The sequence below is a fragment of the Altererythrobacter sp. B11 genome, from assembly GCF_003569745.1.
Lineage (GTDB): Bacteria > Pseudomonadota > Alphaproteobacteria > Sphingomonadales > Sphingomonadaceae > Croceibacterium_C.
The window spans coordinates 2,051,266-2,067,293 of sequence record NZ_AP018498.1 but is presented as its reverse complement, the minus strand read 5'-3'; the positions used below and the strand labels follow the sequence as shown (position 1 = coordinate 2,067,293).

Annotated in this window: 11 protein-coding genes; 1 reads left to right on the top strand and 10 read right to left on the bottom strand. The window is 64.1% G+C overall.

Features of this window, described 5'->3' with window-relative positions:
* Positions 1-4: 4 nt before the first annotated feature.
* The 5 genes from AEB_RS09865 to AEB_RS09845 form a co-directional block, all read right to left on the bottom strand.
* Entirely contained in the window at positions 5-1,063 is a 1,059-nt protein-coding gene (locus AEB_RS09865; protein ID WP_145985290.1) for a hypothetical protein, read from the bottom strand.
* Positions 1,064-1,289: 226 nt separating this feature from the next.
* Complete coding sequence (locus tag AEB_RS09860; protein ID WP_172593052.1) at positions 1,290-2,492, bottom strand: type III PLP-dependent enzyme; 1,203 nt, start codon at positions 2,490-2,492, stop codon at positions 1,290-1,292.
* A gap of 229 nt (positions 2,493-2,721) precedes the next feature.
* Entirely contained in the window at positions 2,722-3,900 is a 1,179-nt protein-coding gene (locus AEB_RS09855; RefSeq protein WP_119083038.1) for a carboxynorspermidine decarboxylase, read from the bottom strand.
* The gene (locus AEB_RS09850) at positions 3,900-4,250 is read right to left on the bottom strand and encodes a DMT family protein (RefSeq protein WP_119083037.1); all 351 of its coding nucleotides are present in this window, start codon (positions 4,248-4,250) and stop codon (positions 3,900-3,902) included. The genes AEB_RS09855 and AEB_RS09850 overlap by 1 nt, the downstream gene beginning before the upstream one ends.
* 4 nt (positions 4,251-4,254) lie before the next feature.
* The gene (locus AEB_RS09845; RefSeq protein ID WP_119083036.1) at positions 4,255-5,466 is read right to left on the bottom strand and encodes a saccharopine dehydrogenase family protein; all 1,212 of its coding nucleotides are present in this window, start codon (positions 5,464-5,466) and stop codon (positions 4,255-4,257) included.
* A gap of 80 nt (positions 5,467-5,546) precedes the next feature.
* Between AEB_RS09845 and AEB_RS09840 the strand changes: the two genes are divergently transcribed.
* Positions 5,547-6,533, top strand: a complete 987-nt coding sequence (locus AEB_RS09840; protein ID WP_119083035.1) for a threonine ammonia-lyase — start codon at positions 5,547-5,549, stop codon at positions 6,531-6,533.
* On the opposite strand, the gene AEB_RS09835 is transcribed toward AEB_RS09840, so the two are convergent.
* The 5 genes from AEB_RS09835 to AEB_RS09815 form a co-directional block, all read right to left on the bottom strand.
* Entirely contained in the window at positions 6,530-7,930 is a 1,401-nt protein-coding gene (locus AEB_RS09835) for an alpha,alpha-trehalose-phosphate synthase (UDP-forming) (RefSeq protein ID WP_119083034.1), read from the bottom strand. The two genes, AEB_RS09840 and AEB_RS09835, sit on opposite strands and share 4 nt — an antisense overlap.
* On the bottom strand, positions 7,927-9,762 hold the full coding sequence (locus AEB_RS09830) for a glycoside hydrolase family 15 protein (RefSeq protein ID WP_119083033.1): 1,836 nt from the start codon (positions 9,760-9,762) through the stop codon (positions 7,927-7,929). Before AEB_RS09830 ends, AEB_RS09835 begins: the two co-directional genes overlap by 4 nt.
* Positions 9,747-10,508, bottom strand: coding sequence for a trehalose-phosphatase (gene otsB / locus AEB_RS09825; protein ID WP_119083032.1), 762 nt, complete (start codon positions 10,506-10,508; stop codon positions 9,747-9,749). The genes AEB_RS09830 and otsB overlap by 16 nt, the downstream gene beginning before the upstream one ends.
* Positions 10,509-10,607: 99 nt before the next feature.
* Positions 10,608-12,299 carry a bifunctional metallophosphatase/5'-nucleotidase gene (locus AEB_RS09820; protein WP_172593051.1) on the bottom strand — a complete coding sequence of 564 codons (1,692 nt, stop codon included), beginning with the start codon at positions 12,297-12,299 and terminating at the stop codon, positions 10,608-10,610.
* 99 nt (positions 12,300-12,398) lie between these two features.
* Complete coding sequence (locus AEB_RS09815; protein ID WP_119083030.1) at positions 12,399-15,824, bottom strand: TonB-dependent receptor; 3,426 nt, start codon at positions 15,822-15,824, stop codon at positions 12,399-12,401.
* Between the last annotated feature and the right edge of the window lie 204 nt (positions 15,825-16,028).

Genomic DNA, 16,028 nt, shown 5'->3' with positions numbered 1-16,028 from the left:
GCGCCTACTGGCTCACCCCCTCGCCCGACGATGCCGCAGCCTGCGCCCGCTCTGCCCGTGAGGCCGAGATATAATTGCGAGGCTGCACATTGCCTTCGTGGCAGGCATATTCGAAGAACTGATAATCATCGTCGCGCTGCCAATCGAGGCGGGTGCCCCATGGCGCGGTGAAGATCGCCGGATCTTCCCAGTGCGATTCATACACGATGCTGTCGGGCCCCGTCATGGTGAAGCGCTCCGTCAACCGGGCCTGTTCGCTGATCGGGGAGTCGTTCTCCGGCGGCGAGCCGGACGTCACGATGTTGGTGGCCGAGGGGCCGGGCCGGAAATGGTCCGTCTCCACCACCAGCGTGTTCGGCCCTTCCCAATGGCCCCGGCTCTCGCCGATCCAGTTGTGGATCTGAGCCGGGATGGAGGGTCGCCCATCGGTGGGGATGATCCGCACCTCATGGATCATCTCCATCTGGATCGCGACCAGCCCGGGGGACTGGAAGATACGCAGGCCGTTGTTGTACATCATCGGCATCATGGAAGCCGGCAGGCCGCGGGTGATGCACCGGTCCCAGCTGTCGAAATCCGTCAGCCAGTCGAAAGTCTGGTCGCGCCGCCAGCTCGACCGCATTTCGGCCGAGAGCCGCTTGCCTTCCGCAGTCATTTCGGGGAGCCGGCCGTTCGCAGGTTCCACCAGCAGCGACGTGCGGCGATTGGGCACGCCCATTTCCACCCAATGGCCCTGCCCGATCTTGTCCTCCGAATCCTCCGCCGCATAGCGGCCGGCCAGCTTGTCGATCCGCGCCTGCCGCTCGGCGAGTTCCTCTTCATTCAGGAACACGCGGTTGCCCTGGTCCTCGGTGCGCTGAAGGGGCAGCCCGTTGAGATGGTCGATCGGCCAGGTGCCGCGAAGGTCCGGCTCCCCCCACGCGGTCCTGCCCGGTGTATAATCCTTCGGCACGGGCGGGAGGCGAGTGAGATCCTCCTGCTGCGCGCGAAGCGCGGGCGCATGCAGAGCCCCTCCCCCCAGCGCCAGGGCGACACCTGCCAACACGATCCTGTTTGCCCTCATCATTCCGTTCCCATTCCCACGGTGCACCTTACCGCTTCAGCGCGATAATAGTTTGTACAACGTATTATTAGAATGAAAACGATTCGGCCAGCCTGTGAAACTCAGCGCAGGCACGAGGGATCGCGCCCCTGCTCAGCAGGCGCGGTAAAGACTTGCAGGAATGGGGAAATCCCCTTCGGCGAGAAGGGATGCTCCCGCGCATAGGTTGCGCGGGAGCTTGCCTTGGTTAGCGGAGGCTCACCACATTGTCGCTGAGCGGCAGGGCGCGCTCGCCGGTGTAGAGGCTCGCCATGGGCTCATCGGTCACGGTCACCGCTTCGGCCGCGCCGAAACCGTTGAACCGGGTCTTCATCGCGGCACCATAGGCGCCCAGCATGCCCACTTCGATATAGTCGCCGGCCTGGATATCCGCCGGCAGCAGGAAGGGGCCCTTCATGAAGTCCGCATCATCGCAGGTGGGGCCGTAGAAGGCGAAATCGCTGAACGGCTGGACCAGATCGTCCTCCAGCGCACGCACGGGAAAACGCCATTCCACATGGGCCGCATCGAACAGCGCGCCATAGGCACCGTCGTTGATATAGAGCTCCTCGCCCCGGCGCTTTTCCACCCGCACGATCATCGAGGAATATTCGGCGGACAGGGCCCGGCCCGGCTCGCACCACAACTCCGCGTTATAGGCGATCGGCAGCGCCTCGAAATTGCGGTGAATGATCTGGAAGTAGTCCTCCAGCGGCGGCGGCTCCATGTCGGGATAGACGGAGGGAAAGCCCCCGCCCACGTCGATCATGTCGATCACCACGCCCGAATCGGCGATGGCGGCGCGGGTACGCTCCAGCGCCTGCACATAGGCGAAGGGCGTCATCGCCTGGCTGCCGACATGGAAGCACAGGCCCAGCCAGTCCGCCACCTGACGCGTGGCTTGCAGCAGCGGCGCCGCATCGGCCAGATCGACGCCGAACTTGGCCGCCAGGCTGAGCTCCGAATATTCGGAGGAGACGCGCAGCCGCACGCACAGGCGCAGGTCGCGCGCGATCTCGCCATCATCGGCGCGGGTCGCCTCCACGATCTTCTCGAGCTCTTCCAGAGTATCAAGGCTGAAGGTGCGTACGCCATGTTCGCGATAGGCTTCAGTGATCGCGCGCGCCGTCTTGACCGGATGCATGAAGCACAGCGTCGCCTGCGGCAGAAGCTCACGCACCAGCCGCACCTCGGAAATCGAGGCGACGTCGAAATGCGTGATGCCATTGTCCCACAGGATCTGCAGCAGATCCGGAGAGGGATTGGCCTTCACCGCATACATCGGCTTGCCCGGAAACTTCTCAGCGAAGAATCGGGCAGCGCGCGCCGCAGCATGCGGGCGGTTCAGAATGACCGGCTCGTCCGGCGCGAGTTCGCGGACTACAGACCGTGCGTCGAGGAAAGTGTGCAATTCAAGGGACCCCCAAACGGTTAGTTTGAACGAAGCTGCCTTGCGGTTAGGAAGTCCCCTTGGGGCAGCGGAAGGCGCATATAGGGCTTCGACTCTTAATCGCAAATGGATTCTTGGCCGCATCGCAACCTTGTCAAAACCAACGGTTCTGCGGGGCCCCGGCGTTCCCGATTATGCGCGGGATCGCAGCATAGAAGCGACGGGTCGTGCCTATGGCGGCGCGAGCCCCTCAGCTCAGCCGGTCACGGAAATCCTCGTAGTCAAAGCGACGAACGCATTCGAGGTGATCGGTCTCGCTGTCCCACAGCCAGATACTCGGCAGAGGCACGCCGTTGAAGGTGGTGGTCTTCACCATCGAATAATGCGCCTGATCGAGGAAGCCGAAGCGTTCGCCCGGCTGGCAGGGCACCGGCAGGCGGTAATCGCCGATCACGTCGCCAGCGAGGCATGACGGGCCGCCCAGCCGCACCGGCTCGCCCCCGCCCCGTTCATCCTCATGCAGCATCGCCGGGCGATACGGGGCCTCGATCACATCGGGCATGTGGCAAGTGGCGGAAACGTCGGTGATGGCCAGCGGCATGCCGTTCCAATGCGAATCGAGGATCGTGCCGACGAGAATGCCGGCGTCCAAAGCCACCGCCTCACCCGGTTCGAGATAGATCTCGGCCCCGGTATCTTCCTTCACGTCGCGCAGGAACTCCACCAGCTCCTCCCGCTGGTAATCCGCCCGCGTGATATGATGCCCGCCACCGAAATTGAGCCATTTGAGCTGGCCGAAATAGGGCTCGATATAATCGAACACCTTATCCCATGTCCGTTTCAGCGGCTCCAGATCCTGCTCGCACAGCGTGTGGAAATGGATGCCATCGACCATCGCCAGATGCTCGTCCTCCAGCTGATCGATCGGGATTCCGAGGCGGGAATGCGGCGCGCAAGGATCGTAGCGCGGCACCTCGCCCTCGGGGCTCATCGGGTTGATGCGCAGCCCCACGTCGAAGCCGCCACCCTGCGCCCGCGCCTGATCGAGAATCAGAGAGGCGCGCTGCAATTGCGCCGGGGAATTGAAGATAACATGGTCGGACAGGCGGCAGATCTCGTCCAGATCCTCCGGTTTGTAGCCGGCGCAATAGGTGGCGATCTCGCCATCGTAGAACTCGCCCGCCAGCCGTGCTTCCCACAGGCCGGAGGTGCAGACGCCGTCGAGATACTCACCGATCATCGGCGCGACCGACCACATGCTGAAGGCCTTGAGCGCCGCCAGCACCTTGACCTCCGCCGCATCGCGCACATCGGCGAGCATCTGCAGATTGGCCCGCAGCTTGGCCGCATCCACGACGAAGGCGGGGGAATCGACCCGGTTGAGGTCGAAATGGGCGAAGGCCCCGGGATCTCCTGCGCGCGTTTCCATCAGCCCAGCGGCGCCTTGAACACGACGAAGGCGCCGAGGCCGATCAGGGCAAATCCGGCGATCTGGCTGAGGCCGGGCCGCTGGTCGAACAGCAGCCAGGCGACCAGCACGAAGGTGGTGAGAGACATGACTTCCTGAATGGTCTTCAACTCCGCCAACGAATAGGCGCGGCTGCCGATGCGGTTCGCCGGCACGGCCAGGCAATATTCGAACAGCGCGATCCCCCAACTGACCAGCACAGCCAACCACAGCGCCCGCGCCGGGAACTTGAGATGGCCGTACCAGGCCAGGTTCATCACCATGTTGGAGCCGGCGAGGAGCCCGATCGGGGCCAGCAGGTTGAAGCCCACCGGCTTAGAACTCCACCGGACCGGGAAGCTCTTCCACCGTCCACGGCAGGCCCTGGCTGTTCAGCATCTCCATGAAGGGATCGGGGTCGAACTGCTCCATGTTGAACACGCCCTCCCCGCGCCAGGCGCCGGTCAGCATCATGGCGCTGCCGATCATGGCCGGCACGCCCGTGGTGTAGCTCACCGCCTGGTTGCCCGTTTCGGCATAGGCCGCTTCGTGGTCGCAGATATTCTTGATGTAGAAGGTCTTTTCGCCGCTTCCGTCCAGCGCCTCGCCGGTGGCGATGCAGCCGATATTCGTCTTGCCCTTGGTCGTCTCGCCCAGGCTGGAAGGTTCGGGCAGGACCGCCTTCAGGAACTGGAGCGGGATGATCTCCTTGCCCTGATACAGGATCGGATCGATCCGCGTCATGCCGACATTCTGCAGCACCGTCAGATGCTTGATGTACTCGTCACCGAAGGTCATCCAGAAGCGGGCGCGCTGCATCTCGGGCACGAAGCGCGCGAGGCTTTCCAGCTCCTCGTGGTACATCAGGTACATGTTCTTGGGGCCGACCGCCTCGAAATCGAACTCCACCTTCTTGGCCATGGCCGGCGTTTCGACGAATTCGCCATTTTCCCAATGGCGCGCCGGGGCCGTGACCTCGCGGATGTTGATCTCGGGATTGAAATTGGTGGCGAAGGCCTGGCCGTGATCGCCGCCGTTGCAATCGAGGATGTCGAGCGTGCAGATCGTCTTCAGGTGGTGCTTCTTCAGCCACATGGTGAAGACGCTGGTGACGCCCGGATCGAAGCCGCTGCCGAGCAGCGCCATCAACCCGCTCTCCTTGAAGCGCTCGTGATAGGCCCACTGCCATTTGTATTCGAACCGCGCCTCTTCCTTCGGCTCGTAATTGGCGGTGTCGAGGTAGTCCACGCCCGCTGCCAGGCAGGCGTCCATGATCGGCAGATCCTGGTAGGGTAGCGCCAGATTGACCACCAGCGATGGCTGCAGCTTGCGGATCAGATTGGTGAGCGCCGGCACCTCTTCGGCATCGATCTCGTAGGTGGAGACCTCTTCGCCCGTGCGCTGCTTCACGCTCGCGGCAATGGCATCGCACTTGCTCTTCGTGCGGCTGGCGAGATGAATGTCGCTGAAGATGCCAGCGTTCATCGCCATCTTGTGAACCGCGACCGAGCTGACGCCGCCCGCGCCGATAACCAATACCTTCGACATGAACACTCCACTGGATGCTTTGCGGCCGGCCGCGCCCGCGCCTATGCCCTCCATTTAGGCGAGTGGGCCGTGACGGCAAGATGGAGGACGAATTGGACAGAATTCCGACAGCGGCGGGCGTCCGGCGCGCGGCGGAAAAGATCGCCGCGATCCTGCCGCCGACGCCGCTGCTGCCGGCGACGGTCGGGGGCGCCACTGTCTGGTGCAAGGCCGAATGCCTGCAACCGATCGGCGTGTTCAAGATTCGCGGCGCATGGCACCGGTTGAGCGATCTTCCCGACAGCGAACGCGCGCGCGGAGTGATCGGCGTCTCCAGCGGAAATCACGCGCAGGGCGTCGCCTGGGCGGCCGCGCGGCTGGGCATGGCGGCCACGATCGTGATGCCGGTGGATGCGCCGCAAGTGAAGATGCGCCGCGTGCGCGAACTGGGGGCGGAGATCGTCACCTATGATCGGCCGGGCGGCGAAGACCGGGACGCTATCGCGACCGCGCTGGCCGAAAGCACCGGCCGCACGCTCGTCCACCCCTATGGCGATGCCTGGGTGATCGAGGGGCAAGGCAGCGCGGGCGTGGAGCTGGCGGCGCAGATGGTGGAGCAAGCCGGCGGCCCACCCACGCGCATCGTCACGCCCTGCGGGGGCGGCGGGCTGGCCGCCGGCCTCGCCCTTGCCTGCCCCGATGCCGAGATCGTGACCGTCGAGCCGGAAGGCTGGGACGATGTGGCAGAAGGGCTCGCTGCAGGAGAAATTCGCTCTGTACGCGCCGATGCTCCGCCGACCGCCTGCGATGCGCTGCAGACGCCGCGAACATTCCCGATCAACTTCTCGGTGTTGCAAGGCCGCGCCGTCGGAGTGGCGGTGAGCGAGGCGGAGGTGCGCCATGCCATGCGCTTCGCCTTCGCACGCCTTCGTCTGGTTCTCGAACCGGGAGGGGCTGCGGCGCTGGCCGCCGCGCTGGCCGGCAAAGTACCGACTGACGGACGCACGGCCATCGTGCTCAGCGGCGGAAATGTGGATGCGGCGCTGTATGCCGCCGTGCTGGCGGCAGAGGCCGCGGGGGCCGACTAGGCGTCGGCCTTCTGCCCGGTCTTCGCCAGATCGGCCAGAAAGCTATCGGTCCAGGCGAGAACGTTATCCTCCCGCACGGTGACGATCAGCTTCTCCCACCGCGCTTTCCGCTCTTCCAGCGGCATGTCCAGCGCACGGTTGATATGGTGTGCCATGTCGTCCGAACTGTGCGGATTGACGAGCAGCGCATCCTGCAATTGCTGCGCCGCACCGGCAAAGCGCGAAAGGATCAGCACGCCGGGATCTTCCGGATCCTGCGCCGCAATATATTCCTTCGCCACCAGGTTCATCCCATCGCGCAGCGGCGTGACCAGCCCGATCTTGCAGGCTCGGTAGAAGCCGAACAGCTGTGCCTGGGAATAGCCCTTGTTCACATAGCGGATCGGCACCACGTCCACTTCGGACCGTGCGCCGTTGATCTGCCCGGTCTTCTGCTCCAGCAAGGCGCGAATATGCTGGTAGCTGCCGATGTCCTCGCGGCTGGGCGGCGCGATCTGAATGTAGACGAGGTCGCGCACGCGGTCGGGATAGGTGTCGAAGAACCGGCCGATCCCATCGATCCGCTCCGGTAGTCCCTTGGAATAATCCAGCCGGTCCACGCCGATCATAGCAGTTCGGCGGCGCGTGCTGGACATGACCCGCTGCTGCGCCTGGCGCGCGTCGCCGGTGTCGCCCTGGGCCATGAAGTGATCGTAATCGATTCCGATCGGATAGGCTCGCGCCTGCGCAACACGATCGCCCAGCCGCACTGTGCCGGTCTTCTCGTCGATTTCGGCGCCCAGTTCCTTGCGGCAGTAATGCAGGAAGCTCTCCAGCCATTCGTCGTTCTGGAAGCCGATGAGGTCATAGCAGAGCAAGGCCTTCACCAGCCGCTCGTGATAGGGCAGCGAGACGAACAGCCGCGTCGGCGGCCAGGGGATGTGGAGGAAGAAGCCGATGCGGTTCTTCACCCCCCGCTCCCGCAGCCGCTCGCCCAGCGGCATCAGGTGATAATCATGCACCCACACCGTGTCGTCCGGCTCGATGAGCGGGATCACGCGTTCGGCGAAGCGCTGGTTGACCCGTTCATAGCCCTTGCCGAACTCGCGCTCATACTCCGTAAGATCGATGCGATAATGAAACAGCGGCCACAGCGTGGAATTCGCGTAGCCGTTGTAATATTCCTCGATATCCTGGGCTTCGAGATCCACCGTAGCGGTCGTCACCCCGTCTTCGGACCGACGGATGCTGATGTCGCCGGTGTAGTGATCGGTTTCCTGGCCCGACCAGCCGAACCAGATACCGCCATTCTTCTTGAGGGCCGAATTGAGTGCTCCGGCAAGTCCGCCCTGTGCACCTGCGGCGCCGCGGGCCTTCGGCACCGCCACGCGATTGGAAATGACGACTAGTCTGGTCAACGTACCGTGTTCCAGCTTCGGGAGAGGAGGCCTGCGCAGTTAATCACCCCTACTAGCGAGTAGGTCTGCGGGAAGTTCCCCCACAACTCGCCGCTTTCGAAGTCCATGTCCTCCGACAGCAGGCCCGAGCGCGTGAAATGCCCCAGCATGGCGCAGAACAGCTCCCGCGCCTCATCCTTCCGGCCGGAGCGCGCCAGTGCGTCGATGAGCCAGAAGGTGCAAATGTTGAAGGCGGTCTCCGGCAGGCCGAAATCATCCTCCGCAGCATAGCGCAGCATGTGCTCGCCGCGGCGCAGATCCCGCTCCACCATGGCGAAGGTGGCGAGGAAACGTGGATCTTCGGGTTCGAGGAAGCGCAGCTCTACCATCTGCAGCAGGCTGGCATCGAGATAATCGCTTTCGAAGGAAGCGCCGTAATGGCCTTCCTCCCCATTCTCCACCCAGGCCTCGGCGTGGATCCTGGCATGGATGGTATCCGCGCGTTCGCGCCACAGCTGCGCACGGTCGTCCTTGCCCAGATAGCCGGCCACATTCGCCAGCCGATCGCACGCAGCCCAGCACATCACGGCAGAATAGGTGTGCACTTCCTGCCGGGTACGGAATTCCCACAGGCCCGCATCCGGCTGGTCGTGCATCTTCCACGCCATCTCGCCCACCTGCTCCAGACTGGCGAAATCGCGTTCCGTCGCCATGCGCAGCAGGCGCTTGTCGAAAAAGGCCTGCGCGGTCGGCAGCACGATCTGGCCGTAGCAGTCATGCTGCACCTGCATATAGGCGGCATTGCCGCGTCGCACCGGCCCCATGCCACGATAGCCGGCGAGGAAAGGCGCGGTCGTCTCGTCCAGTTCCGCCACGCCCATCACCGAATAGAGCGGCTGGATCTGCCCGCCCTTTGCATCGTCCACGATGTTGCGGAGATAGGCGAGATACTTCTCCAGCACGTCCAGCGCACCGAGCCGGTTCAGCGCCTGCACGGTGTAATAGGAATCGCGAATCCAGCAGTAGCGATAGTCCCAATTGCGGCCCGTGTTCGGCGCCTCCGGAATGGAAGTGGTGAGCGCGGCGACGATCGCCCCCGTCTCCTCATGCTGGCACAGCTTCAGCGTGATCGCGCAGCGGATCACCTCGTCCTGCCATTCGAGCGGGGTGGCGAGGCCACGCACCCAGAGCTGCCAGTATTTGCGCGTCTGCGCTTCCATATGGCGCACTTCGGTGCGAATATTGCCGCTGAACGGCTCATCCGGGCCGAGGAAGAAATGCTGGTCGCTCTCCACGCGATAGACGCGCTGGTCCAGTACATAGCCCACCGGCGCATCGGTGCTGAGGCGCAGCGCCTGCTGCCCCACCAGATAGCGAATGTGATTGGTACCGTTGGTCGTCTCGGCAATCTGCGCGCCATAATCGCGCATCGGCTTCAGCGTAACCTTGAGCCGGGGCACGCCGGCGACCGGCCGGACCACTCGAACGAAGGCCACCGGGCGATACATGCGGCCGGTCCGTTCGAAGCGCGGGCAGAAATCGAAGATGTCGACCGCGCTGCCGTCCTCCGCCTCCAGCCGAGTGATCAGGATCGGCGTGTTGCGATCATATTCCTGCGTCGCGGAAACCTGGCCTTCCAGCTCGAACCGCCATACGCCGGCACCGGAACTCTCACCGTTGAGCAGCGAACAGAACACGGGATCGCCGTCCACCCGCGGAACGCAGCCCCACACCAGTCCCGCCCGGCGGTCCATCAGGCCGGATACCTGGCAATTGCCGATCGGCCACAGCTCAAGATCCGCCTGCGGCGCGGGGGAAGCGCCCTTGGCGCCTTCGTTCACAGCGACAGCCATTCGTAAACCTCTGCAACTCCGGGCAGTCGATAGCGCGCGCCGCTGGGCGCCCGATCGCCCACCAGCACGCCGAAACCGCCCAGTTCCTCGGCGGCGGCAAAGCCGTCTTCATCGGTGATGTCATCGCCCACGAACACCGGGCGCGCGCCGATAAAAGGCGCCACCTCCATGAAGGCGCGCACGGCCCCGCCCTTGTCGGCCCCCGGCTGCACCAGCTCGATCACGCTTTTCCCCCGTTTCACGGCAAGGCCGAAGGAATCCGCCAGCCCTTCGGCAAATCGCAGCCCGTCGCTTTCCAGCGCGGGGGCCGATCGGAAATGGAGCGCGGCACCATGCGGCTTCGTTTCCAGCAGCAGGTCGCGAAGGCCGGCGTAATCGCCGAGCATCCCGAGCGCTTCAGCCGGAAGGCCTTCCGGCCTGTCGCCCAGCGATTGCCCGTCAGCCAGAAGGCGATCCGCGCCATGCGATCCCGCCCGCGCCAGCGCAAGCGGGCCGAGATGCGTCTCGATATTCGGAAGAGCCCGGCCGCTCACCAGCGCAAGGCGGCCGGAGAGCCGTTCCCCCAGGTCAAGCAGGCGCTGTCCCAGGTCAGCCGGCACGGCAATCGCTTCCGGCCCTTCGGCAATATCCACCAGCGTGCCGTCAAAATCGAGGAACAGGGCAAGCTCGCTCTCCCCTCGCAGATCGGCGACTGCGGGCGGGGCTTCAAGGATGATCTGCCCGTCCATAGGAATGGACTTACCCATCACCCGGCAAGCGTCAACCGCCCAACGCCCGGGCGCGGCGCCAACGCCCGGAAAAAGCGATCAGGGCGCGCAAAAGGGCCGAGGGGGCGGGTTTGCGCGTCAATCCAGCTGCCGCACGCGCCCGCAACTGGGCGCTTGCACACCATTGGCGAGATAGCTGGACAGCGCGTCCAGATCGATCCCTGCTTCGGATACGACCTTGCCCTGCGTAAAGGTGCGGAAGCCATCGCCGCCATTGGCGAGGAAGCTGCCCGTCGCCACCCGGTAAACGCGTCGGGGGTCGATAGGCGCGCCGCGGAAGCTGAGGCTCACCACCCGCTCCCCCTTGGGGCGGGAGAGGTCGTAACTATAGGCAAAGCCCGCGGAGGGGACGAGCGTCGAATAGCAGATCGCCGTGCCGCCCTGCCCATCGCAGAACTGGTCTTCCAACAGGTCCTGCAATTGCTCGCCCGACAGCTCCAGCACCTCTATCGCGCTGCCGAACGGCTGGACGGTGAATATCTGGCCGTAGGTGATGGCCCCGCTCTCCCCCGGCACGATGCCGCCGCCGCGCACGCCGCCGGAATTCATGAAGGCGATTTCCGCGCTACCCCGCGCCGGGTCGGCAGCGGCGGCAAGCTGCGCATCAGCGATCAGATCGGCTTCCCACGAATCGGCGCAATCTTCCGGCTGCTCGGTCAGCGCGAGATGGCCGATCACCCGCTCGGCCACGGGCTTTGCCGCTTCGAGATAGCGCCGGGCGATCTCCGCCGTGTCGGCCTGTTCGCCCGCTGCCGCGGTGACGGGCACATTGTGCGCCTCCAGCGACAGCAGCTGCCTGGTCTGCGGGTCGACCTTCAACTCGATATCGGTAACGAAATAGCCATAGCGGCCGGCACTGGTCAGCAGCCGCTCGCCACCGCCCTCGCCGGCCATGCGGCAGATATAGGTGTTGTGCGTATGGCCGGAGATGACCAGTTGGATCGAGGGATCGAGCTGGTCGAGGATCGGCAGGATGTCGCCGGAGAGGTCGGCGCAGCCGTCGGCACTGAAGGGGGGCTTCGCCCAGCCGCCCTGGTGGATCAGCAGCACCACCAGATCCGCCCCCCGCGCGCGGAGATCGACGGCCAGCCGGTTGGCCGTGGGCGCCTCGTCGAGGAAGCGATAGCCATGCGTCGCCGCCGGCGAGACGAGCAACGCCGTGTCCTTCAGCGTCATGCCGATGAAACCGATCTTGAGCGGCCCCACCTGCTTGATGAACGTGCCGGGAAAAACGCTCTCGCCCGCCGCATCCACGGTGTTGCCCGCGAGGTAGGGAAAGTGGGCCCCGGCGAAGGGTTCAAGCGCGCAGGGCTGGCGCTCGGTGTATTGCTCGCAGCCGCCCTGCTGCATGCGCCGCAATTCGGGAACGCCGCGATCGAACTCGTGGTTGCCGACCGAGGTGACGTCCAGCCCGATTGAGTTCAGCGCCGCGATCGAGGGTTCGTCGAGGAAATGCCCGGACGCCAGCGGGCTCGCCCCGATCATGTCACCGGCCGCGACCGTTACCGTGTTCGGATGCCCCTGCCGTAATCCGGCCAGCGTGGCGCCGATACGGGCGACGCCGCCAAGCTCGCTCCGCCGCTCCTCGCCGCCATCGGTCCAGCTGACCTCGCCGGGGGGCGCGAGATTGCCGTGGAAATCGTTGAGCGCCAGGATCTGCACGGTGACCGGTGAAGATGGGACCTCCGTGACGGTGGTGCAGGCCGATAGCGAAGCGGCCGCGAGGATGGCGGCAAGCAGGTGGCGGAGCGATCGGGCAGCACGATCCATGGCAATCTCCTCAGGCATTCGACATCGCCGGCTGGCGGCGGAAACGAAAACGGCGGCACCTGCAGGCGCCGCCGTATCGTTTACAGGGTCACAGCAAGATCAGAAATCGTAGCTGATGCCCACCTTCAGGCGCCACACGGACGAGCTGAAGTTGATCTGGTTGTCGCTGGCGATCGAATCCACGCCGTTGAAGCCCGTGATGATATAGCGACCGGCGGAGTCCACCCCGCTGAGCGATGCAACATCCTGCAGGCCCACATAGTTGCGGCGCTTCTGCACGTTCCAGTCCTGATCGAGGAAGTTCAGGAAGTTGTCCATCATCGCATAGAGCTTCAGACGGTCATCCTTGTAGCCGAACAGGCTCATCGGCCCCGGCAGTTCCTGCGAGAAGGACAGGTCGAGATCGTAGTACCAGTCGTTCGAGCAGGTATTGCGCAGGATCGTCTGGCCCACATAGTCCTTGGCGCAACCGGTGGTGGCCGCCCAGTCCGCCAGGTTCTGCACCGCCGCCATGTTGGAAGTGGGCGAGATGTTCGGATCGCCCGCCCCGGTCGGCAGATAGACCAGCGCGTTATCATTGCCGGATGCGCTGTCGTTGAACACGCCGCCGCCGGCGAAGGTCAGGCTGTAGGGCCTGCCCGAACGCGCGACGAAGGTGAAGTTCAGCCGGGTCTCGAGATCGTCCACGAACTCATTGGCCAGGCTCGCGCCCACGGAAATATTGTGCTTGCTCGAATAGAAGCCACGCGACGCCGCCGGGTTCTGCCGGTCGAAGGCCGCCGTACCGTCATAGTTGGAGCCGGCCGTCGAATTGTACAGGTTCCGGCGATCTTCGGCATCGGTGTAGGAATAGCCGATGCTGATGAACGTGCTGCCGCCTTCGGTGAACAGCCCGCCGTTGAAGTTCTTCGACAGGATGAAGGATGCGACATGGCTGTCGTACCCGCCGGAGTTCGTCAGCATCAGTTCGTCATCACGACTGGTGCCGAAACACGCACTCGACACACCATCATACACCGGGCCGGGGTTCAGATCGACCAGCGTCGCGTCGCAGTTAGCGCGGGTCGGGTCGATGGCTGCGTAGATGGGCCGGCCATCGATCGTATAGCCACCGATACCGCGATTGATGTTCACCGTCTGCGACAGATCGACCAGTGTGAACGGGTTGCGGAAGTGGCTGTAGATGTAGTCCAGGTTAAGGTTCCAGCCGCTGAAGAAACCGCTCGGCGCAAAGTCGAGGTTCGACTGGAAGCCGATGTTGGCGCGCACCACCGACGGCATCTTGATGTCGGGTGCGATGGACTGCGTATCGCCAAGACCGGCCGCCGCACTGTCCGAAGCCGAAGCCTGGAAGCAGTCGGGCAATCCGGTAAAGGTGCCGTCCACGACCACGTCGATCGGGCCTGCCGGGCAGGCATCGTCCGCTGTCGTGCCCGTGGCAAAACCAATGCCGTTGTTCTGGAAGGCATTGCCGAACCACACCAGCGGATCGCCGCCGGAGAAGATACCGACGCCACCACGCAGCTGGGCGCGGGAAAACACGGCAAAGTCATCGAGATCATAGCTCAGCGCCGCGCGCGGCATCCACAGCGGATCGAGATCGCTGAAGCCCGAGGTGTTCGGGAAGCCGTAACGGTTCACGAAGTTGGTGTTCAGCGTCGGATGGTCGCCGCTGTAATAGTCGACACGCACACCCAGCGTGGCGGAGAGGCGATCGGTCACCTGCCATTCGTCCTGAATGAAGGGGGAAACGATCGTGCGGCTGAACTCGGCGCCGGCGGCGCGCACGTCGCCAGTGGCCGAGAAGTTGCCGAAGGCACCGGCGGTGCTTCCGTTGACCACATTGGCAGGCGTGTTGAAGGTGTCGGTGCCGGTCGACAGCAGACCTTCGCGGAGGTCGTCGATATTCTCGAACACCAGCGTGCCGGTGGCATTCTGCACGAACAGGTTGAACAGCTCGGCGTGGTTGGCCTCGACGCCGAACTTCACGCGGTGGTTACCCAGTTCATAGGTCGCCGCGGCGCGATACTGGTCGAGCTTGGTCAGGAGATCGTTGCCCGAACGCGAGAAGCCCGGACCGGCTTCCACTGCGCCCGCGGGATCGCTGCCGTTGTCCACGCCCACGATGATGCGCGGAATCGGGTTGGCATCCTGCGCCTCGCCGCCGCCGATCGGATCCTGCAGATCCTTCACCTTCGAATGCGAATAGCGCAGTTCGGTGGAGAAATCGTCGGTCCACTGCGAATAGAGGCGGGCGGCATAATAATCCGACTTGGTGCCGCTGTAGTAGAAGGTGTTCTCGCCAACCACGGTGCCTGCAAAGGAACCCGTGGACGCCTGGTCGTCCGGCCGCACCGTCGATTCTTCGAGCCGCTGATAGGTCGCTTCGAGCCGGTGCTTGTCGTTCAGCTGCCAGTCCGCGCGGATGAAGTAGCGATCGTTCTCGAACGGCCGGTTCGTGACCAACGGCCCCGTCTCCACGCCATAGACGCTGCTCAGGATTGCCGAGATTTCGTTGAACTGATCCACCGTCACCTGGTTGATCGGGGTCGGGAAGTTCCCGCCTGCCGGCCCTTCATCCTGCGAGAAGCCGGTTTCCTGATGCTCATAGGCGCCGAAGATGAACAGCTGGTCCTTGATGAGCGGGCCGCCCAGATGCACGCCCCAGCGCTTGTCTGGCTCGACCGGCGCAACTTCTATGCCCTTCACCGTGTTGCCGCGCATGCCGTCGTCCGAATATTCGTAGAAGGCGCCGCCGTGGATCTCGTTGGAGCCGGAGCGGGTGACAACGTTGATCGCGCAGCCCGTGAAGTTGCTGTAGTCCACGTCGAACGGGGCGAACTGCACCTGCGTTTCACGCACCGCGTCATAGGGAATCGGCGTGGAGCTGCGCGAGGAGAAGCCCGTGTCGTTCAGGCCGTAGATGTCGCCCTGGCTGATGCCGTCCACGGTGAAGGCATTGCCGCGGTCGTTACCCCCAAGGCAGGAGATGCGGTCCTGGCCGGAACCGCCATCGTCGCGATCGAGGCTGACACGCGGATCGATGCGAATGATGTCCCGCACGTCGCGATTAAAGGTCGGGGCGTTTTCGATCACGTCCTGCGTGAAGGATGTCCCGGGGCCTACGGCGAGCTGAGTCACCTGCACGCGCGCGGCGTTGACCACGATTTCCCCGCCGCCGGCGGACAGGCTGAAGTTGAGGCTGGTGTTGCCCTGCAGCGTCAGATTGAGGTCGGAAAGCGTCTGGCCTTCATAGCCATCGGCCGTAACGCTCACCGTGTAGGGGCCGCCGGTTACGAGGTTGGTCGCAACGAAGGTGCCGGAACTGCTCGTGGTGAGCGTGCGCGTGGCACCCGTCCGCGTATCCGTGACCGTGGCGGTGGCGCCGGCGATCGGCATACCGGCGTCGTCCAGCACGCGGCCTTCCACCCCGGAGGTGATCTGCTGCGCCATCACGGGCGCGGGCAGGATCACGGCCGTGGACAGTCCGAGCGTGCTGGCCGCCAGGAGATACTTCAATTTCATGGGTCGGGTTCCTCACTTGATTCCCTGAATTCGCAACTGCGGTAGGAACCCCGAAAGACACAACCGTGTCATGTGCATGACAGTGCCGTTACACCCGTAACCAACCCGCCTTGAGCGCCATTTCTCCTTATTTACATACCTGAATTATAAGCGAAAATTGCCAAATGTTGCTGCATTGCAACAGCCTGAGAGAAGTTTGTGCAG